Raw genomic sequence first — 24384 nt, 5'->3', positions numbered from 1 at the left:
GAAAGGTGCGTTCCGACAGCTTCGAGCGTCTTTCCTACGCAGGTGCGCCCGCAATAGCAACCCGTAAGGTCAATTAAAAGAGTAGGGTCGGGAATACCCCAAGATTCTCGCTATATCCCGCATTCGCGCGGCGGCCCGAGTCGTATTCAGGAGCCCGTTGCCATGTCCACCCCCCAATCACTCACCCGTTCACAGATCGATTTCGTTCATGGCGACTTCGAAGCCCTGGCCTCCCACATGCGCCATTGCGCGCGTGCCCACGGCCCGTGGTTCTCGATGCAAAGCCACATGCAGCGCGCCCGTGCGCTGGCTGCGGGCCGGATCGTCACGCTGGCCTGCGTCGTAGCCGCGCTCGGCATCGTCCTGTTCGCCTTCGCTTGAGGGCGGCCGCGTCGAGGGTGCTCTCGTGAGCGCCGCTTTCGTCGTTGACCGGCTCGCCAACCTGAGTGCCTACGCGCGCGCGCTGCTGCTCGCGCCGCACGATCCGGTGGCGCCCCCGATCCGGGCCGAACTCTTCGGCACACAGCGCTTCGAGCAGCACGGCCACAGCCTGGCGCGCGCCCAGCCGGTCGAGGCCGACCCGCGCCGCGCGCGCGAGGGCGCGCCGTTTTTCCCGCGGGTGGACGAAAACCTCGAATCGCTGCGCCAGGCGTTCGACTACATCGCGCTCATTTCGCAAAGCGGGCGCTACGTGTCGCCTGCGGCCGAATGGCTGCTCGACAACTTCCACCTGGTCGAAGCGCAGCTGCAGCAGATCCACGAAGGCGTGCCGCGCAGCTACTACGCGCGCCTGCCCAAGCTCGCCACGCCGCCGCTCGCGGGCCTGCCGCGCGTATATGGCATTGCGTGGGCTTACGTGGCACACACCGACAGCGTGCTCAACAACACGCTGTTCACGGCCTTTCTCAACGCCTACCAGGACATCGACGAGCTCACGCTCGGCGAACTCTGGGCGCTGCCCACCACGCTGCGCGTGGTGTTGCTCGAGAACCTGCGCCGCGTGGCCGAAAGCATCGCCGAGAACAAGGTGGCGCGCGAGATCGCGCATGCCGTCTGGGACGCGGCGCCGCATCTGTCGGCGCAAGACCTCGACACGCTGTACCGCGCATTGCAGAGCCACGACCTGCAGGACGCCTACCTCACGCAGCTGTGGCAGCGCCTGCCGGTGGAGCAGGGCGAGGCCATGCCCGCGCTCGTGCGCTGGACCGAACTGCATTGCCCCAACGGGCCCGCGCTGATCGGCGAAGCGCACAACGCGCAGGCCGCGGCCAACCTCACGGTCGGCAACATCATCACCACGCTGCGCATGATCGGCCAGGTCGAGTGGAGCGACCTGATCGAACCCGTCAGCCGTTCGCTGCGCGTGCTGCGCGGCCTGCCGAGCTTTGCCGACGAAAGCGAGCGCACGCGCCAGCAGATCACGCATGCGATGGAGCGGGTCGCGCACGACAGCGGCCGCTCCGAGCGCGAAGTGGCCGAGGCCGTGGTTCGGCTCGCGGCCGCTGCCGCAGCAGCCGGCGCCGATCCTGCCGACCAGGGCGATCGCGCCGATGGCACGGCCGGCTACCACCTTTTCGGCCAGGGCCGCGCCGTGCTGGTCGCGGCGCTGCAGGCCAACGCGGCGGCGAGCGGCATCGGCCGTCCGGCGAGGACGGCCCGGCCGCCGCAAAGCCGCAGCGGCTGGCGCCTGCCGGCCTATGTGCTGTTCGTCGTGCTGGGCACCGTGGGGCTGCTGGCGAGCGTGGCGCACGGCCTGCCGCCGCCGCGCGGCTGGACCACCATCGCCGCGATGGCGCTGCTGGCCTGGCCGCTTTCCGAGGCGCTGATCGCGCTGGCGCAGCGCATCATGGCCGAGTCGGTGCGCGTGCAGGCATTGCCGCGCCTCGACTTCGCGGCCGGCATTCCCGAGAAGCACCGCACGCTCGTCGTCATTCCCACGCTGTTGAGCTCGCCCGCGAACAACGCGCAGCTCGCCCATCGGCTCGAACTGCACTGGCTCGCGAACCGCGAGGCGCATGCGCAGTTCGCGTTGCTGACCGACTGGGCCGATGCGGCGCACGCCTCGCTGCCGCAGGACGCGCCGCTGCTGGCCGATGCCAACCGGCGCATCGACGCGCTCAATGCGAAATATCCGCCGCCCGCCGGCATGGCCGCGCGCTTCCTGCTGCTGCACCGGCCGCGCAGCTGGAGCGGCACCGAAGCACGCTGGATGGGCTGGGAACGCAAGCGCGGCAAGCTCGAGATGCTGGTGCGCCTGCTGGCCGTCGGCGACGCCAGTGGCTTTCTGCCGCTGGCGCCGGGCCAGCAACTGGCCGCCGGGCGAACGCCCTACGTGCTCACGCTCGACAGCGACACCGGCCTGCCGCCGGGCGTGCTGCGTGACCTGGTGTCGATCGCGGCCCATCCGCTGAACGCGCCCGAGGTCGACCCGCAGAGCCGGCGCGTGGTCGCGGGCTTCGGCATCCTGCAGCCGCGCATCGTGACGCCGTTTCCCAAGCGCAGCGAACGCTCGTTCTTCCACTGGATGTTTGCCGGGCAATGCGGGCTCGACCCGTACGGCAGCGGCGCGTCCGACATCTACCAGGACGTGTTCGGCAGCGGGTCCTTCACCGGCAAGGGCCTGCTGAACGTGCGCGCGGTGCATGCCGCGCTCGACAACCGCCTGCCCGACGGCGCGGTGCTGAGCCACGACCTGCTCGAGGGCAGCGTCGCGCGCTGCGCCATGGTGAGCGACGTGGTGCTGATCGAGGACCATCCGCACCATGCCGGCGTGGCCGCCTCGCGCGTGCACCGCTGGGTGCGCGGCGACTGGCAACTGCTGCCGTTGATCTGGCGCGCCGGGCGCTTCGGCATCGATGCGCTCGGGCTCTGGAAGATGGGCGACAACCTGCGCCGCTCGCTGGTGGTGCCTGCCTCGTTCGCGCTGCTGGTTCTGGTGATCTTCACTGAGGCGATGCCGCTGGCATGGGCGATCGCCGCGGTCGCCTCGGCGCTCACGCTCGGGCCGCTGCTCGGCGCACTGGCCGGGCTGGTGCCCACGCGCCGCGCCATCGAGCTGCGCCATTTCTTCGACGTCGGCGCGGTCGAGCTGCTGCGCGCCATGGCCGGCGCAGCCTGGCAGTTCGTGCAGCTGGCGGCACAGTCGCGCCTGCTGCTCGATGCGATCTTTCTCGCGACATGGCGGCTCACCGTGAGCCGCAGGCACCTGCTCCAGTGGACCACGACAGCCCAGGCTGAGGCCCAGTCCAGCCAGCGGCTGCCGCCGTTCCTGCGCAATGCGGCGCTCGCCAGCGTGCTCTGCCTGGTGCTGGCCGTGGCCGCGGCGCGCTGGAGCGCCTACCCGGTGGCAGGGCCGCTGCTGTTCCTCGTCTGGGCGCTGGCGCCATTCGCCGCCTGGTGGGGCAGCCGCGTCGCCGCGAAGGCACCCGACCCGTTGAGCGCCGAACAGCGCAGCTATCTCGAAAAGCTCGCGCACGACACCTGGCGCTTCTTCGAACACGTGGTCGGTCCGGACGACAACCACCTGCCGCCCGACAACCTGCAGCTCGAGCCGCAGCCGACCATTGCCCACCGCACATCGCCGACCAACATCGGCATGTACCTGCTGGCCACCTGCTGTGCGCGCGAGTTCGGCTGGATTGACACCCCGGCGCTGCTTGCGCGGCTCGCGGCCACGCTCGACACCGTGGACCGCATGCAGAAGCACCGCGGCCATCTCTTCAACTGGTACGACACCCAGACGCTGCGGCCGCTGCCGCCCGACTACGTCTCCAGTGTGGACAGCGGCAACCTCGCCGGCCACCTGGTGGCCGTGGCCGAGGCCTGCCGTGCCTTCGCTGTGGAAGCGGGCTGCCAGCGCCCTGAGCAGACGGCGCTGCACGCGCTGGCACGGCGCTGCGACGCGCTGCACACCGGCATGGACTTCAGCGGCCTGTACGACCCGAAGCGCCACCTGTTCCACATCGGCCTGCGCGTCGAGGAGAACATGCTCGACGCGAGCTACTACGACCTGCTGGCCTCCGAGTCGCGGCTGTTGAGCTTCCTTGCGATCGCCAAAGGCGATGTGCCCCGGCGCCACTGGACGGCGCTCGGCCGGCCGTTCCTGCTGGTGGGGTTCCAGCCCGGGCTCAAGTCGTGGTCGGGCTCGATGTTCGAGTACCTCATGCCCGCGCTCGTGATGTCCGAGCCCGCCGACGGCCTGCTGCAGGTGGCCAACAGCGCGGCCATCGCCGAGCAGCAGGCCTTCGGCCGGTCGCTCGACCTGCCGTGGGGCGTTTCGGAGTCGGCCTATTTCGGGCAGGACCATTCGCTCGCCTACCAGTACTCGCCGTTCGGCGTGCCGCGCCTGGCGCTGCGCCGCACGCCGCCCACCGACCGCGTGGTGGCGCCCTATGCCAGCGCCATGGCGGCCGTACTGGCCCCGGCCGCCGCGGTGGCCAACCTCGAACGGCTCGAAGCCATGGGCGCGCGCGGCGAGTTCGGCTTTCACGACGCGGTCGACTTCACCGCCTCGCGCCAGGCCAAGGGCGAGGCGTTCACCGTGGTGCGCAACTTCATGGCGCACCACCAGGGCATGTCGCTGGTCGCGCTGTGCCACGTGCTGCGCGCCGAGGCGCCGCGCCGCTGGTTCGCAAGCGCCGCGCTGGTGCAGGCGCACGAATCGCTGCTGCATGAGCGCACGCCGCGGCAGATCATCGGCAGCGCCGACCCGCGCACGCCGCCCGAGCCGAGCGTGGCCGAGCTCGCGCCGCTGTTCCAGCCGCGCACGGTCAACCCGATGGTGCCTGGCTTCCAGCCCACGCACCTGCTGTCGAATGGGCGCTACACCGTGGCGCTGCGCGCCAATGGCGCGGGCGTCAGCCGCTGGCACGCGTTCAACGTGACCCGCTGGCGCGACGACCCGCTGCGCGACAGCCACGGCACCTTCTTCTATCTGCGCGACATCGAAACGGGGCAGACGCCATCCGACCTCGTCTCGCTCACCGCGCTGCCGGCGCCGGGCGCCGGCTGGACCTACCGCACCCGCTTTCTCGCCGAACAGGTGCAGTTCGATGCCTCGAGCGACGGCCTGCAGGTGCGCACCACGGTGCTGATCAGCCCCGAAGACGACACCGAGCTGCGCAACATCACGCTGCACAACACAGGCAGCGTGACCCGCACGCTCGAGCTCGTCTCGTACTTCGAGCCCGTGCTGTCCTACCCCAAGGCCGACGAGGCGCATCCGGCCTTTGCCAACCTGTTCGTCGAATCGCACTGGGAACCGGCCTGGCGCGCGCTGCTGCTCACGCGCAAGCCGCGGCTGCACGGCGACCCGGTGGTGGCCGCCGCGCACTTTCTTGCCTCGGTCGACGCCCACGTGCTGTCGGTCGACTGCATGACGGACCGGCGCGCCTTCATCGGCCGCAACCGCTCGCTCGCGAGTCCCGCGCTCGATGCCCAGCCACTGGCGGCCGACGGCACGCCGGTGAACGGCCTCGACCCCATCGCCTGCCTGCGCGTGCGCCTGTCGATCGCGGCGGGCGCGACCGCGCGCCTGAGCTTCGCGACCGCCGCCGACAAGAGCGTCGAAGCGCTGATGCCGAGCATCGACCGCTACCTGGAGCCGATGCACGTCGAGCGCGCCACGCGCATGGCCGCCACGCTGGCGCAGGTGCGGCTGCGCGACCTGCGCATCGCGCCCGCGCAGACCTTCGCCCTGCAGGACCTGACGACCATCCTCACCTACACCACGCCGCGCGCGACCACGAACCGCGGCGTCGTCGACCTGCGGCAGCTCTGGCGCTTCGGCATCTCGGGCGACAAACCCATCGTGCTGGTCGCGATCCACTCGATGATCGGCCTGGGGCTGGTCAACGCGCTGCTGCGCGCGCAGCCGTGGTGGGGCTTTGGCGGCGTGGCCTGCGACCTGGTGGTGCTCAACGGCGAGCCCAACGCCTACCTGATGCCGCTGCAGCGCGAGATCGAGGCCCTGCGCCAGCGCGTCGCGCACCAGACCGAGAACAGCTTTCCGCGCAACGACACGGCCGGCTTCTACCTGCTGCGCGAGCAGGAGGTGTCCGCCTCGGAAAAGGCCGCGCTGTCGAAGCTGGCACGCGTGGTGTTCACCGCCGACGGACGCTCGCTCGAAACGCAGGTGGCGGCGCTGCACGAAGCCGCAGCCGAGACGCCGGCGGCAGCGCCGCGTGCCGCGCTCCTGGCCCGTCCCGCGGTAGAGCGGTCCGTGCAGGCCGCGGCCGACGAAGCAGCGCCCGCCGGAAGCTTCGACGCCGAGAGCGGCGAGTACCGCTTCGACGTCGATGCGGCGCACCGCACACCGCGCCCCTGGATCAACGTGATCGCGAATGCCGCGTTCGGCTTCCAGGTGTCCGAATGGGGCACCGGCTTCACCTGGGCCGGCAACAGCCGCATGCACCAGGTCACGCCCTGGTCGAACGACCCGGTGCAGGACCCGGCCTTCGAGCACTACCTGCTGCAGGACATCGCCTCCGGCGTGCTGCTGCCGCTCACGCCCGCCGGGCAGGGCGCGTCGGCGCCGGACGACGGCAGCGAGGTGCGCCACCACGTGCGCCATGGCCAGGGCTACACGGTGTTCGAATGCCGGCAGCAGGCGCTGGCCCTCGAGACCACCTTCTTCGCGGACCGCGACGAGCCGGTCAAGCTGGTGCATGTGCGCGTGCACAACCAGGGCACCGGCACGCGGCGGCTGCGCGCGCTCGGCATGGTCGAGTGGCAGTTGGGCGCTGCACGCGGCGAACGGCGGACTGTGCATTGCTGGAAGCCCGAAGACCAGGGCGCGGTGTTTGGCCAGCAGCGCGAGGCGAGCGCCGGCTTTGGCGGCAGCACGGCCTTCCTGCTGCTCGCGGGCCTGCCGGGCGCCACCGAGTGGACCTGCGACCGCAGCGAGTTCTTCGCCGGGCGCGGCATCGTCGAAGTGCCCGACGCGCTGGCGCAGCGCGCCGGTGGCGGGCTCGACGCGTGTGCGGCCATCGGCGGCGAGTTCGTCGTCGGGGCGGGCGAGAGCGCCAGCTTCACTTTCGTGCTGGGCCACGCCGGCGACGCTGATGCCGCGTTGGCGCTGGCCCGCCGCTGGCGCGAGCGCGACGTGCCCGAAGCCCTGGCAAAGGTGCGCGGCTTCTGGGACGAGCTGCTGGGCCGCCTGCAGGTGCGCACGCCCGACCCGCTGTTCGACGCCATGGTCAACCGCTGGCTCATCTACCAGACCCTGGCCTGCCGGCTCTGGTCGAAGGCCGGCTTCTACCAGGCCGGTGGCGCCTTCGGCTTTCGCGACCAGCTGCAGGACGCCATGGCCTTTGCGCTCACCGATCCGTCGCGGCTGCGCGAGCAGATCCTGGTCAATGCGGCGCGCCAGTTTCCCGAAGGCGACGTGCAGCACTGGTGGCACATGCCCGGCGGTGCCGGCGTGCGCACGCATTTCTCGGACGACCTGCTGTGGCTGCCCTTTGCGACCGCGCACTACGTCGAGGTGACCGGCGACAAGGCGCTGCTCGACCACGCCGTGGGCTTCATTGAAGGCCCCGCGATTCCCGATGGCGCCGAAGACGCCTATTACGCGCCGCAGTACAGCGGCCGCATGGCGAGCGTGTTCGAGCACGGCGCGCTGGCCATCGACCGCAGCCTGGCCACCGGCGTGCATGGCCTGCCGCTGATGGGCACCGGCGACTGGAACGACGGCATGAACCGCGTCGGCCATGAAGGCCGCGGCGAATCGGTCTGGCTGGCGTGGTTCCTGTGCAGCGTCGTCGCGCAGTTCGCGCCGATCGCGCAGGGCCGCGGCGAGCACGCGCGCGCCGCGCGCTGGAACGAGGCGCGCCGCGGCTGGATCGTCGCGCTGCACGATGCCGGATGGGACGGCGCCTGGTTCCGCCGCGCCTTCTTCGACAACGGCGCGCCGCTCGGTTCGTCGGCCAACGACGAGTGCCGCATCGACCTGATCGCGCAGGCCTGGTCGGTGCTCTCGGGCGCCTCGGACGAGGCCCACACCGTGCCGGCCATGGCCGCCGTCCGGCGGCACCTTCTCGACGAGCCCGCCGGCCTGCTGCGCCTGCTGACCCCGCCCTTCGCCCAGGCGAGCGACAACCCCGGCTACATCCAGGCCTACCCGCCCGGTGTGCGCGAGAACGGCGGCCAGTATTCGCACGGGGCCGTCTGGGCGCTGATGGCCCAGGCGCTGCAGGGCGACCACGAGGCGGCATGGCAGAGCTTCGAGGGCCTGAGCCCGGCGCACCGCGCGGTGCACCCCGAGCGCGGGCCCGCCTACGAACTGGAGCCCTACGTGATGGCCGGCGACATCTACGGCGCCGCGCCGTATGTCGGCCGCGGCGGCTGGAGCTGGTACACCGGCTCGGCCGCATGGCTGCACCGCGCCGCCGTCGAAACGCTGCTGGGCCTCAGCGTCAAGGGGCGCCTGCTGTCGCTGACGCCGCGCGTGCCCGCGCACTGGCCGGGCTTCGAGATCGCGCTGCGGCTCGGCGCACGGCGCCTGGCGCTGCAATGGGGAACGCCCGGCGATGCCGCCACGCCCACGCACCACGCCGCCGCCGGGGAATGGATCGACTGGCAGGCGCTGCCGGCCGACGCCGTGCTGCGGGTCGAAGGGTTTCCCGTGGAGAAACAGAGTGGTGCGCCTTAGGGCGCGCTCGGGCTTCGGAAATGTCTACAGTCGATGCCATGCCTGAACCAAGGAGCATCGACATGACCCGCCTTCCCACCTATTTCATCTCGCACGGCGGCGGCCCCTGGCCCTGGATGAGGAAGGAGATGGGCGGCACCTACGACCAGCTTGCCGCCGCCCTCGCCGACATGCCGCGCCAGATCGGCCGCACGCCCGCGGCCGTGCTCATGGTGTCGGCGCATTGGGAGGCGCCGGTCTTCATGGTGCAGGGCAACCCGCGCCCGCCGATGGTCTACGACTACGGCGGCTTCCCGGCCCACACCTACCAGGTGCGCTACGACGCGCCCGGTTCGCCCGCGCTCGCCGAGCGGGTCGCAGCGCTGCTCGGTGCGGCCGGGCTGCCCGTGGCCATCGACCCCCAGCGCGGCTTCGACCACGGCATGTTCTCGCCGATGGCCGCGATGATTCCCGACGCCAGCGTGCCTGTGGTGCAGCTGTCGCTGAAGCGCGGCCTCGATGCCGCCGAGCACCTCGCGCTCGGCCGCTCGATCGCGCCGCTGCGCGACGAGAACGTGCTCATCGTCGGCAGCGGCCTGAGCTATCACAACCTGCGCAACTTCGGGCCGCAGGCGCATGGCGTCTCGAAGGACTTCGGCGACTGGCTCGATCACACGGCCGTGGATTCGGCGCCCGCCGAACGCGTGCTGCGCCTGCACCAATGGGCCTCTGCGCCGTCGGCGCGCATGGCGCATCCGCGCGAGGAGCACCTGATCCCGCTGATGGTCGCGGTGGGCGCGGCCGAGCAGGAGCCCGGCGAGCGCATTTACCACGAGGAGGACTTCATGGGCGGGCTCGTGGTGTCGAGCTATCGCTTCGGCGCTGCGGCGGGCTGAGAAGCCGCGGACGAACGGGCAGCGCGCCTTGGCAAAATCGGGCGATGCCTTCTTCCCCGATTCCCGATCCTTCCGCCGAGCGCGCGGCCCGCGCCACCATCGACCGCATCGCCGCGCTTGGCACGCGGCATGACGTAGAGCACGGCGGCGTGCGCGTCTGCTGGCGCCGCTTCGGCGATGCCGCCGAAAGCGGCAAGCCGCCGCTCGTCTTGCTGCACGGCGGCCACGGCAGCTGGATGCACTGGCTGCGCAACGTCGAGGCGCTGTCGGCCGGCCGCACGCTGTGGCTGCCCGACATGCCGGGCTTCAACGATTCCGATGCGCCGTCACCCGCGGTGCCCGGCGGCGACCCGCTCGGTCCGCTGCTCGATGCGCTCGGCGGCTCGCTCGACCAGCTGATCGGCGCGGACACGCCCATCGATCTCGGCGGTTTCTCGTTCGGCGGCCTCACCGCCGCGCGCTTTGCGGTGCGGCGTGGTGCCATCCGGCGCCTGCTGCTCGTGGGCAGCGGCGGCCACGGGACGCTCCGGCGCATGGCCGTGCAAATGATCAACTGGCGCGTCGCGGCGGGCCGCGACGCGGAACGTGCCGCGCTGCTGCACAACCTCGGCGCGCTGATGCTGCACGACAACGCGGCCATCGATGCGCTCGCCTTCGAGATCCACGACATCGCCTGCCACGGCACGCGCTTTCGCAGCAAGGACGTGTCGCAAGCCGGCGGGCTGCAGGCCGCGCTCGACGCGATCGGCGGGCCGCAGCTGCTGCTCTGGGGTGAATACGACGTGACTGCCGATCCGCGGCCGCTCGTGGCGCAGCTGGTCGCCGGGCACGCCGAGCGCGAAGGGGCGGTGATCGATGGGGCGGGGCATTGGGCGCAGTACGAGCGCGCCGATGCGTTCAACCGACGCGTGCTCGACTTCCTGCGCTGAACCTCGTCATTGCTTCGCCAACCCCAGCCGCTTGATCGTCGCCCCCCACTGCACATACGTCGCGCGCGTCAGCTCGGCCAGTTGCTGCGGCGTCGACGACTCGGCCTCGTAGGCGCCCTGGCGGAAGAAGTCGCGCGTGGCGGGCATGGCGAGCACCTGCGCGAGCGCCGCGTTGAGCCTGGCGACCACGGGCGCGGGCATGCGCGCGGGGCCGTAGAAGCCGAGCCAGCTCGGCATGTCGACGCCGCTCACGCCTTGCTCGCCCATCGTCGGCACGCCAGGCAACAGCGGGCTGGACTGGGGCGCTGCGACGGCGAGCATGCGGACCTTGCCGGTGGCGGTGTTCTGGATCGCGTTGGGCGCGGCATCGAAGTAGAAGTGCACGCGGCCCGCGAGAAAATCCTTCGCGGCGTCGGCGCCGCCCTTGTAGGGCACATGCACCACGTCGAGTCCGGCCTGCTGGGCAAAGGCCTCGCCGTAGATGTGCGACGAGGTGCCGGTGCCGAACGAGGCGTAGGCGATCTTGCCGGGGTTGGCCTTGATGTAGGCGATGAGCTCCTGCACGTTGCGTGCGGGCACGCTCGCATGCACGGTGAGCACCAGCGGCCCGCGCGCGCCGAGCGAGATCGGCGCAAGGTCCTTGAACGGGTCGTAGCGCACCTGCGCGAGCGTCTGAGGGTTCTGCGCCACCACGGAAGAGGGCGCATACATCAGGGTGTAGCCGTCGGGCGCGGCGCGGATCACCTCTTCGGTGGCGAGGATGAAGCTCGCGCCGGGCCGGTTCTCGACGATGACGGGCGTCTGCAGCACCTCGGCGAGCTTGATGGCGACGAAGCGCGCCTGCGCATCGGAAGCGCCGCCGGCCGCGAGGCCGAGCACGATGCGGACGGTGCGGCCCTTGTCGGGAAAGGCGGGCGCGTCGGCTGCGCGAACCGACATCGACGGCAGCGCAGCGAGCGGCAGCAGCGCGAGCGAAGCGGCGAGTCGGCGCCGGCGCGAAGAAGAATGCATGGTGCCGTCCGTCATTGCTTGGCCAGCCCGACCTGCTGGACCATCGCGCCCCAGCGCTCGTAGGTCGAGCGCGTGATGCCGGCGAATTCCTCGGGCGTCGAGCCGCCGGCCTCGTAGCCGCCGGTGCGGTAGAACGCCTGCACCTGCGGCATGGCGAGCACCTTGGCGAGTGCGGCGTTGAGCGTGGCGACCACGGCCGGCGGCATGCGCGCCGGTCCGTAGAAGCCGAGCCAGCTCGGCAGGTCGAGGCCGGCGTAGCCCTGCTCGGTGAAGGTCGGCACCTCGGGCAGCGCGGAAATGCGCGCGTTCGCGGCCACGGCGAGGATCTTCACCTTGCCCGTGGCCGAAGTGATGATGGCCGAGGAGGCGGAGTCGAACATGTACTGCACGCGCCCGCCGATCAGGTCCTTGGCCGCGTCGGAGCCGCCCTTGTACGGGATGTGCACCGCGTCGATGCCGGTCTTCTGCACGAAGGCCTCGCCGTAGATGTGCGACGAGGTGCCCGCACCGAACGAGGCGTAGCTCACCTGGCCCGGACGGCCCTTCACCCAGGCGACGAGTTCCTTCACGTTCGAGGCCGGCACCGTGGTGCTCACCGACAGCACCAGCGGCCCGCGCCCGCCCATCGAGATGGCGGTGAAGTCCTTGAACGGGTCGTAGGGCACCTGGGCGAAGGTGTGGGGGTTCTGCGCCATGGTGGACGAGGGCGCGTAGAGCAGCGTGTGGCCATCGGGCAGGGCGCGCGCCACCTCGCTGGCGGCAAGCATGGTGCTGGCGCCGGGGCGGTTGTCGACGATCACGCCGGTGCCGAGCACTTCGCCGAGCTTCTGCGCCACGATCCGCGCCTGCGCGTCGGTGCCGCCGCCGGCCGTGAAGCCGACCACGATCCGGATCGGCTTGCCGCGTGCGGGAAAGCCCTGCGCTTCCTGCGCGAAGGCGCGCGGCGCCAACCCCAGCAGGGCCGCGGCGCCCAGCGCCGAGCTGAACGCGCGGCGGGTGCCTGGAAGTTTGTTCATCTATGTCTCCGTTGGTTTTCGGCGCGTATATTGATCTTGAAAACCATAAAAAGCCATATTCACTAGGGAATACCCCGAACATACATCAATCAAGTTGACAAAATGGAAGTTGAAATCAAAATATGACGAAACCAGCTTAGCCGAGAACGCATTCATGAAAACTGTCGTCCGCACCGACGAGCGCATCCTGTCCTCCGACATCTTCGACCGCGACAGCCGTGTCAAGCGCCCTGACCATGGCAGCTGGGCCGAGCCCGGCAAGCAGATTCCGGTCTACCACCGCTGCGGCGTGCTGGTGGTCGGCGGCGGCCCGTCGGGCACGGCCGCGGCCGCGGCGGCCGCGCGCGCCGGCGCCGACGTGGCGCTGCTCGAGCGCTACAACCACCTGGGCGGCCTTTCCACCGGCGGGCTCGTGATCTGGATCGACCGCATGACCGACTGGGAGGGCCAGCTCGTGATCCGCGGCTTTGCGGAGGAGCTGTTCGACCGCCTGCCGGCCGAGGCCATCGCCGGCCCGGCGCGCGAGGATTGGGGCTCGCAGGACCCGGCCAAGGCCGCGCACTGGTCGCAGCGCACCGCCGCCTACCACGGCGTGGTCACCTGGTCGCCCACCATCGACCCCGAGCGGCTCAAGCTGCTGTCGCAGGAGATCGTGCTCGAGCGCCAGGTCAAGCTCATCTATCACTCGTGGGCCGCGATCCCGATCGTGCAGGACGGCGCCGTGAAGGGCGTGGTGTTCGAAAGCAAGGAAGGGCGCATGGCGATCATGGCCGACGTGGTGGTCGACGCCACCGGCGACGGCGACCTGTTCGCGCGCGCCGGCGCCGCCTTCGTCAACGACATCGAGGAAGCCGACGTGCACCATTGCATGAACACCTCGTGGCTCTTCGGCGGCGTGGACATGAACCGCTGGATCGCGTTCAAGGCCGGCCAGCCCGAGGCGTTCAGCGCTTTCATGGCGCTTGGACGCGAGCAGCTCGGCCTGTTCGAGCGCCCCTTCGTCTCCTGGCGCAACGACGTGGCGTTGTTCATGGGGCCGCGCCAGTCGGGCTACTCGGCGCTCGACGTCGACGACCTCACCGCGGTCGAGGTGCGCTCGCATCGCGCGATGGCCGCGCACCTCGACTATTTCCGTGCCCATGCGCCGGGCTTCGAGGACGCCTACCTGATGCTCAGCGCGCCGCAGATCGGCGTGCGCCATGCGCGGCGCCTCACGGGCGTGGGTGCGGTGCTGCGCAGCCAGTGGCCCGACGGCGTGGCGCTGGCCGACGAGATCGGCGTGACGCCCGCGGTGTCGCCGAAATTCCCGAACATCTCCATTCCCTACGGCGCGCTGGTGCCGCAGCAGCTCGACGGCCTGCTCGCCTGCGGCCGGCACATCTCGTGCGACCGGAATTCGCACGGCTTCATGCGCGAGATCCCGCAATGCTGGATCACCGGCCAGGCCGCGGGCGTGGCCGCCGCGCTGGCCTCGCAGGGCGGCATCGCGCCGCGCGCGGTCGGCATCGGCGCCTTGCAGTCGGCGCTGCTCGCGCAGGGCGTGTACCTGCGCGCCGGTGCGGGGCAGGGCGCGCAGGCGCCGGCAGCAGCGGCCGAAGCCTGAACCTCTACATTGCATGGTCCTGGGTCTTGCAACGGGTTTTCCCATGTCCACTGAAAAGAACGAAACCTCCTCACTTTCTGCATCGCCCGACGCCGCTGAGTCGCGTGCCGACCGCTCCGACACCGTGAGCGCGCTCGAGCGCGGCATCTCGGTGCTGCGCTGCTTCAGCGAAGAGCGGCCGGTGCTGGGCCATGCCGACATCGCGCGCATGACCGGCATCCCGCGCGCCACCGTCAACCGGCTGGTCGCGACGCTGCTCTCGCTCGGCATGCTCAAGAGCGCGCCCGCGGCCGACCGGCTCATGCTCGGCCCCGGCGTGGTGTCGCTCTCGCGCGTGTTCCTCGGCAGCCTCGACGTGCGCGCCGCCGCGCGGCCCAGCATGCAGGCCATGGCCGAGGAGGTCGGCGCCTCGGTCTACCTGGCGGTGCGCGACGGCATGGAGATGGTGCTGATCGAAGCCTGCCGGCCGCGCTCGTCGATGCTGTCGGCGCGGCTCGACGTGGGCTCGCGCGCGCCGCTGCCCAACTCGGCGCTCGGCCGCGCCTACCTGTCGGCGCTGCCCGAGGCCGCGCGCAACCAGCTCGTCGATTCGCTGCGCCTGCTGCGCGGCCCCGAATGGGACGGCATTGCGGCGCCCATGGCGCGTGCCATCGGCGAGGCGAAGCGGCTCGGCTACTGCCTGTCGCTCGGGGAGTTCCACCGCGAGATCAATTCGGTGTCGGTGCCGCTCGTCGGGCCCGACGGCGAGGTGATGGCGCTCAACGGCGGCGGCGCGGCCTTCGTGTTCACCGAGGAGCGGCTGCGCAACGAACTCGCGCCGCGGCTGCACGACATCGCACTCACCATCGCGCGCGACATCGGCGGCCACGTGCCGTCGCCCACATCGGGCTAGCGACCACCAGATTCCCCCCACGACGGAAAAGAAGAACGGAGACACAGGCCATGCACCTGAGCGATGAAGAAAAAGCCATGTACGACGGCCGCGACGGACCGGCCGTGCAGAAGGCCATGGACCTGCTGATGCGCTACGGCGAAGCGCTCGGCGCCGAGCGGCTGGTCGAGACGCGCAACGTCTGCGCATCGATCACCTCGACCACGCCGTTCCAGCGCGACTTCGCGCTCGCCAAGGGCGGCGGCATGGACGCGGTGTTCTCCGAATTCAGCCTCGACAGCCAGGAGACCGTCGAGATCCCGAAGTTCAAGGTCTTCACGAGCCACCTGCAGCTGGGCTTCGACCCCGGCCAGCCCGAGCGCATGGGCGTGAGCGAGGAGATCGTGCAGTTCTACGAGCGCAGCGAGCGCCACGCGGCCGGCCTCGGCGCGCAGATCATGAACACCTGCACGCCCTACCAGGTAGGCAACATCCCCACGCGCGGCGAGCACTGCGCGTGGATGGAATCGTCGGCGGTGGTGTATTGCAACTCGGTGCTCGGCGCGCGCACCAACACCGAGGGCCGCGAGAGCACCGGCGCGGCCATGCTCACCGGCCGCATTCCCTATTGGGGCTACCACCTCGACGAGAACCGCCATGCCACGCACGTGATCGAGCTCGACGCGGGCATCGAGGTCGAGTCGGTGCAGGACTGGGGCCTGCTGGGCTACTTCATGGGCGAGCACGTGCAGGAGCGCGTGCCGGTGGTGCACAGCCGGCGCGGCATCGCCCGGGTGCCGAACCTGCCGCGGCTCAAGCACTTCGGCGCGGCCGCGTCGTCGTCGGGCGGCGTGGAGATGTACCACATCGTCGGCATCACGCCCGAGGCGCTGACGCTCGAGCAGGCGCTCGGTGGGCGCAAGCCGCAGGCGGTGCTGCACTACGGCGAGGCCGAGCGCCGCGCCACCTACGAGAAGATCAACGCCACCGGCCGCGATGCCGACGTGCAGTACGTGATGCTCGGCTGCCCGCACTACACCATCGAGCAGATCTGGGAAGCCGCGCAGCTCATCGAGGGGCGCAAGGTGCATGACGGCTGCGAGCTCTGGATCTTCACGCCGCGGGCCATCAAGTCGCTTGCCGACCGGAACGGCTACACGAAGATCATCGAGGACGCGGGCGGCATCCTCATGACCGACAGCTGCTCGGCGATGAGCCGCGCCGTGCCCAAGGGCACGAAGACCGTCGCGCTCGATTCCGCCAAGCAGGCGCACTACCTGCCGGCGATCCTCGGGGTGCAGGCGTGGTTCGGCAGCACGGCGGAATGCATCGATGCGGCCTGCACGGGGCGGTGGAATGGGGGCATGCAATGAGCGCCGCGAGCCTGAGCGAAACCATGTTGATCATCCGCGGCCGCAAGGTCGTCGGCGGCGTCGCCGAGGGCGAGGCGCTCGTCACGCGCGACCGCATCTCGGGCTGGGGCGGCATAGACCCGCGCACCGGCAGCATTGTCGAGACGCGGCACGAACTGCGCGGCCAGAGCTTCGCGGGCAAGGTGCTGGTGTTTCCCGGCGCCAAGGGATCGTCGGGCTGGTCGGCCATGTTCCACATGACGCGGCTCATGAACGTCGCGCCCGCCGCATTCCTGTTCAACGAGATGACCACCAAGATGGCGCTCGGCGCCGTGGTCACCCACGCGCCCGCCATGACCGACTTCGAACGCGATCCGCTCGAATGCATCGCGACCGGCGACTGGGTGCGCGTGGACGCCGACCGCGGCGTGATCGAGATCACCAAGAAGAAGAACCTCTCCGGAGACCGCCCATGACCCGCCCCCTGCGCAGCAACTTCCCGCGTGGCTCCTACCTCTGGTCGGTGCGCAATGCGCATTGGCGCGCGCTCGGCATCCCGGAGGAAGACTGCGAGAAGCCCAAGATCGCCATCGTCAACAGCTCGTCCGAGCTGGCCGCTTGCTTCAGCCACCTCGACCAGGTGGCGGCTGAGATCAAGACCGCGATCCGCGCCGCGGGCGGCGTGCCGTTCGAGATCCGCACCGCCGCGCCGAGCGACTTCATCACCGGCGCCGGCGCACGCGGCGCCTACATGCTCGGCGCGCGCGACCTCGTCACCAACGACATCGAAGTGGCGGTCGAGGGCGCGCAGCTCGACGGCATGGTCTGCCTCACCTCGTGCGACAAGACCGTGCCGGGCCAACTCATGGCGGCGGCGCGGCTCAACATCCCGACCCTGCTCGTGCCCTGCGGCTACCAGCCCAGCGGCGAGTACCGCGGCCGGCACATGGACATCGAGGAGGTGTTCATCGGCGCGATGCATGCGGTGACGGGCAACCTGCCGGTCGAGGAACTCGTGGCCATGAGCCGCGAGGCGATCCGCGGCCCCGGCGTGTGCTCGGGCCTGGGCACGGCCAACTCGATGCACATCGTCTGCGAGGCGCTCGGCATGGCGTTGCCCGGCAGCGCGCCGGTCGCCGCACTGAGCCCGAAGATGATGGCCGACGTGCGCGCCGCCGGCGCACGCATCGTGCAGATGGTGTGGGACGACCTGAAGCCGCGCGACATCCTCTCGCCCGGCGCCTTCGCCAACGCGGTGCGTGCGGTGCTCGCCACCGGCGCGTCGCTCAACACGGCCAAGCACCTGCAGGCCGTGTCGACCGAAGGCGAATGCGGCGTCGACGTGTATGGCCTGTTCGAGCGCCTCGGCCCCGACACCCCGGTGCTGGCCGGCGTGCGCCCGATCGGCGAGCACAGCATCGAGGCCTTCGAGGCGGCCGGCGGCTGCCGCGCGCTCATGAAGCAGTTGGCGCCGCTGCTCGACACCGACGCTTTCACCGTCACCGGCGCCACCGTGGCCGAGAACCTGCGCGATGCGGCCGTGGCCGATGCCGAGGTGATCCGCCCCATCGACCGCCCGGTGGCACCGCTGCCCGCCATCGTGCTGCTGCGCGGCAACCTCGCGCCCGAATCGGGGCTGGTCAAGGCCGGCATCGCCGAGCGCAAGGTGCGCCGCTTCACCGGCCCGGCGGTGTGCTTCTGGACGTCCGATGCCGCCATCGCGGCGCTGAAAAAGGGCGAGATCGTGCCGGGCCAAGTGGTCGTGATGCGCGGCGCCGGTGCCTGCGGCGGCCCTGCGATGGGCGGCGGTGCCTCGCGTGTGGTGTTCGCGGTCGACGGCGCGGGCCTGGGCGACCAGGTCGCGATACTGACCGACGGCCACCTCTCGGGCCTGGTCTGCAAGGGCCTCGTGGTGGCCGAGGTCTCGCCCGAGGCCGCGCTCGGCGGGCCGCTCGGCCTGGTGCGAGACGGCGACCGGATCACCATCGACCTCGATGCGCGCCGGCTCGACGTCGACCTGAGCGACGCCGAGCTGCAGACGCGCCGCGCCGACTGGCAGGCGCCGCCGCCGATGCACGACACCGGATGGCTGCAGCAGTACCGGCGCAACGTGAGCCCTCTCTCGAAAGGCGCGGTGCTCGTGCGCACCGAGCAGTAAGTTTTTCTCGCACGGCTTTCGCAACCGGCGCGGACGCAGTTCCGCCCCCGGTGGCGCAGCCCTGCGCGCACCCGAGTTGTTGTTCAACCAAGAGAAGAAGCAGGAGACAAGACAGCCATGAAAAGACTATTGATGTGTTCGGCGCTGGGGCTGGCGGGCGGCGCAGTGCATGCGCAGTCGTCCGTCACCGTGTTCGGCGTGATGGACCTCGGCGTGCAGCACACGCGCAGCGGCGGCGGGGGCTCGGTCACCGCGCTGTCGAACGGCGGGCTCTCGACCAGCCGCCTCGGCTTTCGCGGCACCGAAGACCTGGGCGGCGGCCTGCGCGCGGGCTTCTGGCTCGAAGCCAGCCTGAACCCCGACACCGGCGGCGGCCGCGCCAGCAACACCAACAACCAGCCGAGCGGCGCGGGAACGGCGGGGCCGATCGCCTTCGACCGCATGTCCTTCGTGAGCCTTTCGCACCAGCGCTTCGGCGAAGTGCGCCTCGGCCGCGACTTCATTCCCACGCACTACAACAGCATCTACTTCGATCCCTTCAATGCCAACGGCGTGGCGCGCGCGGGCAACCTCACGTTCGCGGGAGCGGGCACGGGGCCGCTGCCCACGGGCATCACCGGCAGCAACACCGTGAGCTACTGGCTGCCGGCCGGGCTCGGCGGCTTCTACGGCATGGCCATGGCCGGCACCGGCGAGAACGACTCCACGGCGCCGAACCGCGACGACGGCAACTTCGCCGGCGCGCGCTTCGGCTTCGCCTCGGGCGCCTTCGACATCGCCGCGGCCGTGACGCGCACGCATTTCGACGCCACCGCGGCCATCGGCAACTACACGCACGCCAACGTCGGCGCAAGCTGGGACGCGGGCTTCGCGAAGTTCTTCGCGCTCTACAACCGCGTGACGGTGAAGCTCGCGGCCGGCACGGTGCGCAAAGGCACCACCGAGATCGGCGCGCACATCCCGGCGTTCGAGGTCGGCCGCATCCGCCTGAGCTACGCCTACCTCGACGACCGCAGCGACGACAGCCTGCGCCATGCCGACGGCATGCCGCGCAACCGCGACAACGCGCGGCAGTTCGGCATCGGCTACGTGCACAACCTCTCGAAGCGCACCGCGCTCTACGGCACCTATGCACGGCTCATGAACAGCGGCCAGGCGCGCTACGTCGTCAGCGGCGGCGTGGCGCCGGCGGGCGGACAGCGTTCGTCGGGCTGGGAGTTCGGCGTGCGGCACCTGTTCTGAAAGGAGCGACCCCATGCAACGCAGACACCTCAATCTCGCCGCACTTGCCGCGGCCACGCTGCCCGCCACAGCGGCGTGGAGCGCCGGCGGCGCCTTCCCCGACAAGCCGCTGCGGCTGATCGTCGGCTTCGCGCCCGGCGGCGGCGCCGACGTGCTCACGCGGATCATTGCGGAAGGGCTCTCGAAGCAGCTCGGCCAGCAGGTGATTGTCGAGAACCGACCCGGCGCCGACGGCGTGCTCGCGGCGCAGGCCACGTCGTCGGCCAAGCCCGACGGCTACACGCTGCTGATGGGCACCAACACCGCCATGGTGGCCGCGCCCACGCTGCGGCCGACGCCGCCCTACGACCCGTTCAAGGCCTTCACGCCGATCAGCTCGGCCGGCCAGTTCTCGATGTTCCTGGTGGTGCCGTCGAGCCTGCCGGCCAAGAGCGTGAACGAGCTGCTCGCGCTGGTGGCGGCCAAGCCGGGCGCCTACAACTCGGCCTCGAGCAACAGCGCCTCGGAGCTCGCGATGCTGCAGCTGCTGGGCGAGCGCAAGGTGGTCAACGCGCGCTACAAGGGCGACATGCAGGCCATGACCGACCTGCTCGGCGGCCAGATCCACATGATGTTCACCACCGGCACGCTGGCGCCGGGCTTCGTGAAGGAAGGGCGCATCCGCGCGCTGGTCACGCTGCTGCCGCAGCGCAGCGGCCTGCTGCCCGACGTGCCCACGGGCGGCGAGCTCGGGCTCGGCAAGCTCACCATCACGCCGTGGGCCGGCTTCTTCGGTCCGCCCGGGCTGCCGCAGGCCATCACCGAGCGGCTGTCGCAGGAGCTGCAGAACACGCTGAAGCGGCCCGAGGTGCATGCGCAGCTGGTGCAGCAGGGCTTCGAGGGCTACGGCATGAGCCCCGCGAAGTTCACCGAATTCTTCCGCACGCAGTACGAGGCCTTCGGCGCCACCGTGCGAGAGCACAACGTGAAGTTCGAGTAGCCGGCGCGATTCAGCGCTCGATGGCGGGCGCGTTGCTGCGCCAGAACGCGGCATCGGGAACGGGCCCCGCGCCCGCGGCGGCGTTGTCGGCCATGTGCTCGGGGCGACCGGTGCCCGGGATCGCGCAGGTCACGGCCGGATGGCCCAGCACGAACTTCAGCAGCACCTGCGCCCAGCTCGTGCAGCCGATCTCGCCCGCCCATGCGGGCAGTGGCCGGCCCTGCAGCCGGCGCAGCAGCCCGCCGCCGCCGAAGGGCATGTTGACGATCACCGCCACGCCCAGGTCGGCCGCAAGCGGCAGCAGCCGGTGCTCGGCGTCGCGCGCGTCGAGCGAGTAGTTGATCTGCAGGAAGTCGAGCTGCTTCTCGGCGCGCAGCACCGCCTCGACCTCGCCGTAGGCCGAGGCCGTGTAGTGCGTGATGCCGATGTAGCGCACGCGGCCCTGCTTCTTCCAGGCGCGCAGCGTGGCGAGATGGGTCTTCCAGTCGACGAGGTTGTGCACCTGCATCAGGTCGATGCGATTGGTGCGCAGGCGTGCGAACGACTGTTCCATCTGCGCGATGCCGGCCTTCCGGCCCGAAGTCCAGACCTTGGTCGCCAGGAAGGCCCGGTCGCGCTGCCTGGCGGCGGCCAGCAGTTCGCCCGTGGTTTCTTCCGAGCGGCCGTACATCGGCGAGCTGTCGATCACCTTGCCGCCGGCCGCGAACAGCGCGTCGAGCACGCCCGGCAGGCGCTGGTATTCGTCGCTGCCCGGCCGGCGGTCGAAGCCGATCCAGGTGCCGCAGCCGATCACCGGCAGCGCTTCGCGGGTCGACGGGATGGGGCGGGTGTTCATCTTGCTCGCGGGTTGTTGCGGCGCTGTTGCTGCATTCGCCATGGCGGCGGCGCCGAGCGGCAGTGCGGCGGCCAGCCGCAGGAATGCTGCGCGGGTCAGGCGTGCGCCGGGCCAATGCGCTGGCGAGGCATCGTGCGGGCCGAGGTCTTTCATGGGAAGGGCGGCGGTGTTTCCATTGCGGCGGGGCGAAAAACCGCGCTCACGATAGCACCGGGCGCGGCCCGACGCGCAGCTTCCTGTGCCGAGGGAGGTCCTCGAGAAAACGCTGTAGCCCCGCGCGCTTGCTTTTCGGCGGGCTGGCATGAACGCGTAACCAGGCGTACGATGGGATGTGAAATCTTCACATCCGAGGTCGTGATGAATGCCCTGATTACCCTGTAGCGCCCACCGTGAGCGGGCCTGCGCGAAGTGCGTTGAGGCGATGGCGGCTCGGGCCGCCGTTTTCGATCGGGCATGATATTCACCATGGGAATGCCACTCTCGCTGCTTCGCCTGTCATCGCTCGACCTGGTGCGGGGCTTCGTCGCGGTCGGCCGGCGCATGAGCATCTCGCTCGCCGCGCAGGACCTCTGCCTCACCCAGTCGGCGGTCAGCAAGCAGGTCCATGCCCTGGAGGAGCAGCTCGGCGTGAAGCTGCTGGTGCGCGGCCACCGGTCGATCTCGTTCACGGCCGAGGGCGAGCGGCTTTTTCGCAGCGCCGACGGCGCGGTGCAGCAACTGCAGGACGTGATGGGCGCGATCGGCCGGCGCGGCGAGCAGCGCCCGGTCACGCTCAGCGCCAGCATCGGCATGACCGGCCTCTGGCTGCTGCCCAGACTCAGCCGGGTGCAGCGCCTGCATCCGGGCGTGGACGTTCGCGTGTCGGCCAACAACCGCCTGGTCGACCTGCGCACCGAAGGCATCGACCTGGCGATCCGCTACACCACGCCGGCGCTTGCGCCGGCCGGTGCATTGCGGCTCTTCGGCGAAACGGTGGCGCCGGTGGCGCATCCGTCGCTTGGGCTCACCGCCCTCGATGGCGCTGCGGCCTTCACGGACCTGTGCCTGCTCGACTTCGACGATCCGCAGCATCCGTGGCTGCAGTGGCGCGGCTGGCTGGCCTCGGCCGGCTGGGCCGATGCCCGGCCGCAGGCCGCGCTGCATTTCAACCAGTACGACCAGCTGATCCAGGCCGCGCTGGCGGGGCAGGGCGTGGCGCTCGGGCGGCTCGAACTCATCGGGCCGCTGCTTGCCGACAAGCGGCTCGTGCGCGTGGCAACGCTCGCGCCGGTGCAGCCTTCGGGCCACGCTTACTGGCTGGTCCAGGCCGACGGCACGCCGCGCGAAGAGGTGCGTCATGTGGCTGCCTGGCTTCTGGAAGAGGCCGGGCGTTCAAGCGCGGCCGGGGCCGCCAGCGCCTGAGCAGTCCGCGCCGGGTGCGATGAAGTCCATCGCATCGTCGAGCCGGTCGTTGCCCCAGAACATCTCGTTGCCTGCAAAGAAGGTGGGCGCGCCGAAGATGCCTTCCTCTGCAGCGGTTTCCGTCTGTCGCCGCAGGGCCCCTTGTTCGCATCGGAAGCCGCTTCCTCGAGGATGCGGTGCGCGGGCAGGCCGAGCGCGGCCAGCACGTCGCGCATCGCATGCGGCGAATCGATGTCGCGGTCGTCCGCAAAGTTCATCGCCATCGTGCGGCGGCAGAACGCGCCGATCCACGGCTGCGATGCGCCCACCAGCGCAATGCGCAGCGGCAGCACGGCGGCTCTCGGAAACCGCGTGGGCTGCGTCCATGGCAGGTCGTACTTGCGGCACTGGCGGGCCATGTCCTTCCACATGTAGTCGCCCTTTTCCTTCTGCAGCACGAAGGGCGACGTGGCCCAGCCGAAGGAACGGAAGATCGGTCCCAGCAGAAAGGGCTGCCAGCGAATGTCGATGCCGCGCCGGGCCGCCTCTTCCTCGATGCGCATGGTGCTGAGATAGCTGTAATTGCTGCCGAAGTCGAACCAGAAGTCGAGCGCCGGGCGGGCTTGCGGCGACGTCATTCGAACACCACCAGGCAGCGCGCCTCGATGCTCTCGCGCAGCGGCGCGTCGGCCGGCGCGTCGGGGTGGTCGAAGGCCGCATGCGGCGTGAAGCGCGAGACGCCGCCGAGTTGCGCGTCGTACTGCTTGAAGACCAGTGCCTCGTGCCGGTCCATCGCCGAGAAATACGACCAGCGATGCGCCGGCGAATGCGTGGCCAGGTAGATCTCGCCGGTGCGGCGCGGGTAGCGCACCTCGGCGCTCACCAGGTCTGCGGCCATTACCGAACGCGCGTCGCAAACGGCCAGCGGCGTGTCGAGCACGGGCCCGCGGATCGAGCGCCACACGTTCACGATGCAGTAGCGCCGCACCGAAGCCGCCTCGGCGGTATCGCCGAGCACCAGCGCGAGCCGGCGCCGGCCCGACTCTTCGGTGTAGTCGTTGTGGATGCGGCCGTTGGCCGCGGCCCGGCCGTCGGCACCGCGCCGTCCGAAGCTCAACGCGGTGCGGTCGGCCTCGCGGCGGCGCACCAGGTGGTCGAACACATGGGCGCGGCTGCCGCCAGTGACCGCGAGCGCCAGTTCGGCCACCTCGCGGTGGTACACGGCCGCGACCTCGTTGTCGTCCAGGAAGTTCGAAACGGCGGTCGGCGCATCACGCAGTTCGAAGCCTTCGCGTTCGATGCGCGGCGGCTCGGTGGCCGTGCGCGCATCCGCGATCGGCACAGCGTGTAGTGCATAGCGGCCACTTTCCCAAGGCGTGCCGGGCGGCGGCGGGAAGGTGTAGCTGAAAGGTCGCAGCGCATCGGGCTGCAGGTAATTGAGGCCGGCGGTGATGGGGGTGCTGGGTGTCATTGCGGGGCTCCT

16 protein-coding genes and 1 pseudogene are annotated in these 24384 nt (G+C 70.5%); 12 read left to right on the top strand and 5 right to left on the bottom strand.

Features of this window, described 5'->3' with window-relative positions; all coding sequences use genetic code 11:
* Positions 1–162: 162 nt before the first annotated feature.
* The 4 genes from AC3A6G_RS00605 to AC3A6G_RS00590 all read left to right on the top strand — a co-directional run bounded on the left by AC3A6G_RS00605 (position 163) and on the right by AC3A6G_RS00590 (position 10454).
* Positions 163–381 carry a hypothetical protein gene (locus AC3A6G_RS00605; RefSeq protein WP_487861579.1) on the top strand — a complete coding sequence of 73 codons (219 nt, stop codon included), beginning with the start codon at positions 163–165 and terminating at the stop codon, positions 379–381.
* A gap of 25 nt (positions 382–406) precedes the next feature.
* Positions 407–8650 (top strand): glycoside hydrolase family 94 protein, encoded by an 8244-nt coding sequence (locus AC3A6G_RS00600; RefSeq protein WP_487865892.1) that lies wholly within the window; start codon positions 407–409, stop codon positions 8648–8650.
* A 62-nt stretch (positions 8651–8712) separates the two neighbouring features.
* Positions 8713–9525, top strand: coding sequence for a DODA-type extradiol aromatic ring-opening family dioxygenase (locus AC3A6G_RS00595; RefSeq protein WP_487861577.1), 813 nt, complete (start codon positions 8713–8715; stop codon positions 9523–9525).
* A 44-nt stretch (positions 9526–9569) separates the two neighbouring features.
* Positions 9570–10454 (top strand): alpha/beta fold hydrolase, encoded by an 885-nt coding sequence (locus AC3A6G_RS00590; protein ID WP_487861576.1) that lies wholly within the window; start codon positions 9570–9572, stop codon positions 10452–10454.
* A gap of 6 nt (positions 10455–10460) precedes the next feature.
* Here the strand turns inward: AC3A6G_RS00590 and AC3A6G_RS00585 are convergent, their stop codons facing one another.
* The gene (locus AC3A6G_RS00585) at positions 10461–11465 is read right to left on the bottom strand and encodes a Bug family tripartite tricarboxylate transporter substrate binding protein (RefSeq protein WP_487872819.1); all 1005 of its coding nucleotides are present in this window, start codon (positions 11463–11465) and stop codon (positions 10461–10463) included.
* Between the two features lie 11 nt (positions 11466–11476).
* Positions 11477–12481: a Bug family tripartite tricarboxylate transporter substrate binding protein gene (locus tag AC3A6G_RS00580; protein WP_487861575.1), complete on the bottom strand. Its 1005-nt coding sequence runs from the start codon at positions 12479–12481 to the stop codon at positions 11477–11479.
* A gap of 154 nt (positions 12482–12635) precedes the next feature.
* On the opposite strand from AC3A6G_RS00580, the gene AC3A6G_RS00575 reads away from it, so the two are divergent.
* From AC3A6G_RS00575 to AC3A6G_RS00545, 7 genes are all read left to right on the top strand, one after another.
* Positions 12636–14084 carry an FAD-dependent oxidoreductase gene (locus AC3A6G_RS00575; RefSeq protein WP_487861574.1) on the top strand — a complete coding sequence of 483 codons (1449 nt, stop codon included), beginning with the start codon at positions 12636–12638 and terminating at the stop codon, positions 14082–14084.
* 43 nt (positions 14085–14127) lie between these two features.
* A complete protein-coding gene (locus tag AC3A6G_RS00570; protein WP_487861573.1) occupies positions 14128–14976 on the top strand; it encodes an IclR family transcriptional regulator in 849 nt (282 codons plus the stop codon).
* A 50-nt stretch (positions 14977–15026) separates the two neighbouring features.
* Entirely contained in the window at positions 15027–16328 is a 1302-nt protein-coding gene (locus tag AC3A6G_RS00565) for an aconitase X (RefSeq protein WP_487861572.1), read from the top strand.
* Between the two features lie 23 nt (positions 16329–16351).
* On the top strand, positions 16352–16783 hold the full coding sequence (locus tag AC3A6G_RS00560) for an aconitase X swivel domain-containing protein (protein ID WP_487861571.1): 432 nt from the start codon (positions 16352–16354) through the stop codon (positions 16781–16783).
* Entirely contained in the window at positions 16780–18465 is a 1686-nt protein-coding gene (ilvD, locus tag AC3A6G_RS00555) for a dihydroxy-acid dehydratase (protein ID WP_487861570.1), read from the top strand. The genes AC3A6G_RS00560 and ilvD overlap by 4 nt, the downstream gene beginning before the upstream one ends.
* Positions 18466–18582: 117 nt before the next feature.
* Positions 18583–19707: a porin gene (locus tag AC3A6G_RS00550; RefSeq protein WP_487861569.1), complete on the top strand. Its 1125-nt coding sequence runs from the start codon at positions 18583–18585 to the stop codon at positions 19705–19707.
* A gap of 13 nt (positions 19708–19720) precedes the next feature.
* A complete protein-coding gene (locus AC3A6G_RS00545; protein WP_487861568.1) occupies positions 19721–20686 on the top strand; it encodes a Bug family tripartite tricarboxylate transporter substrate binding protein in 966 nt (321 codons plus the stop codon).
* A gap of 10 nt (positions 20687–20696) precedes the next feature.
* Here AC3A6G_RS00545 and AC3A6G_RS00540 read toward each other — a convergent pair whose 3' ends face one another.
* A complete protein-coding gene (locus AC3A6G_RS00540; RefSeq protein WP_487861567.1) occupies positions 20697–21674 on the bottom strand; it encodes an aldo/keto reductase in 978 nt (325 codons plus the stop codon).
* A gap of 318 nt (positions 21675–21992) precedes the next feature.
* Between AC3A6G_RS00540 and AC3A6G_RS00535 the strand changes: the two genes are divergently transcribed.
* Positions 21993–22922, top strand: a complete 930-nt coding sequence (locus AC3A6G_RS00535; RefSeq protein WP_487861659.1) for a LysR substrate-binding domain-containing protein — start codon at positions 21993–21995, stop codon at positions 22920–22922.
* Here the strand turns inward: AC3A6G_RS00535 and AC3A6G_RS00530 are convergent.
* A pseudogene (locus tag AC3A6G_RS00530) lies at positions 22893–23539 on the bottom strand (DsbA family protein). The gene AC3A6G_RS00535 and the pseudogene AC3A6G_RS00530 overlap by 30 nt on opposite strands.
* Positions 23536–24372, bottom strand: coding sequence for a CmcJ/NvfI family oxidoreductase (locus AC3A6G_RS00525; protein WP_487861566.1), 837 nt, complete (start codon positions 24370–24372; stop codon positions 23536–23538). Before AC3A6G_RS00525 ends, AC3A6G_RS00530 begins: the two are co-directional and overlap by 4 nt.
* Positions 24373–24384: the final 12 nt, after the last annotated feature.

The organism is Variovorax sp. Soil_C_26 (assembly GCF_057657075.1).
Note: the sequence above shows the minus strand (reverse complement) of the source record. Positions and strands in the feature narration are given on the sequence as shown.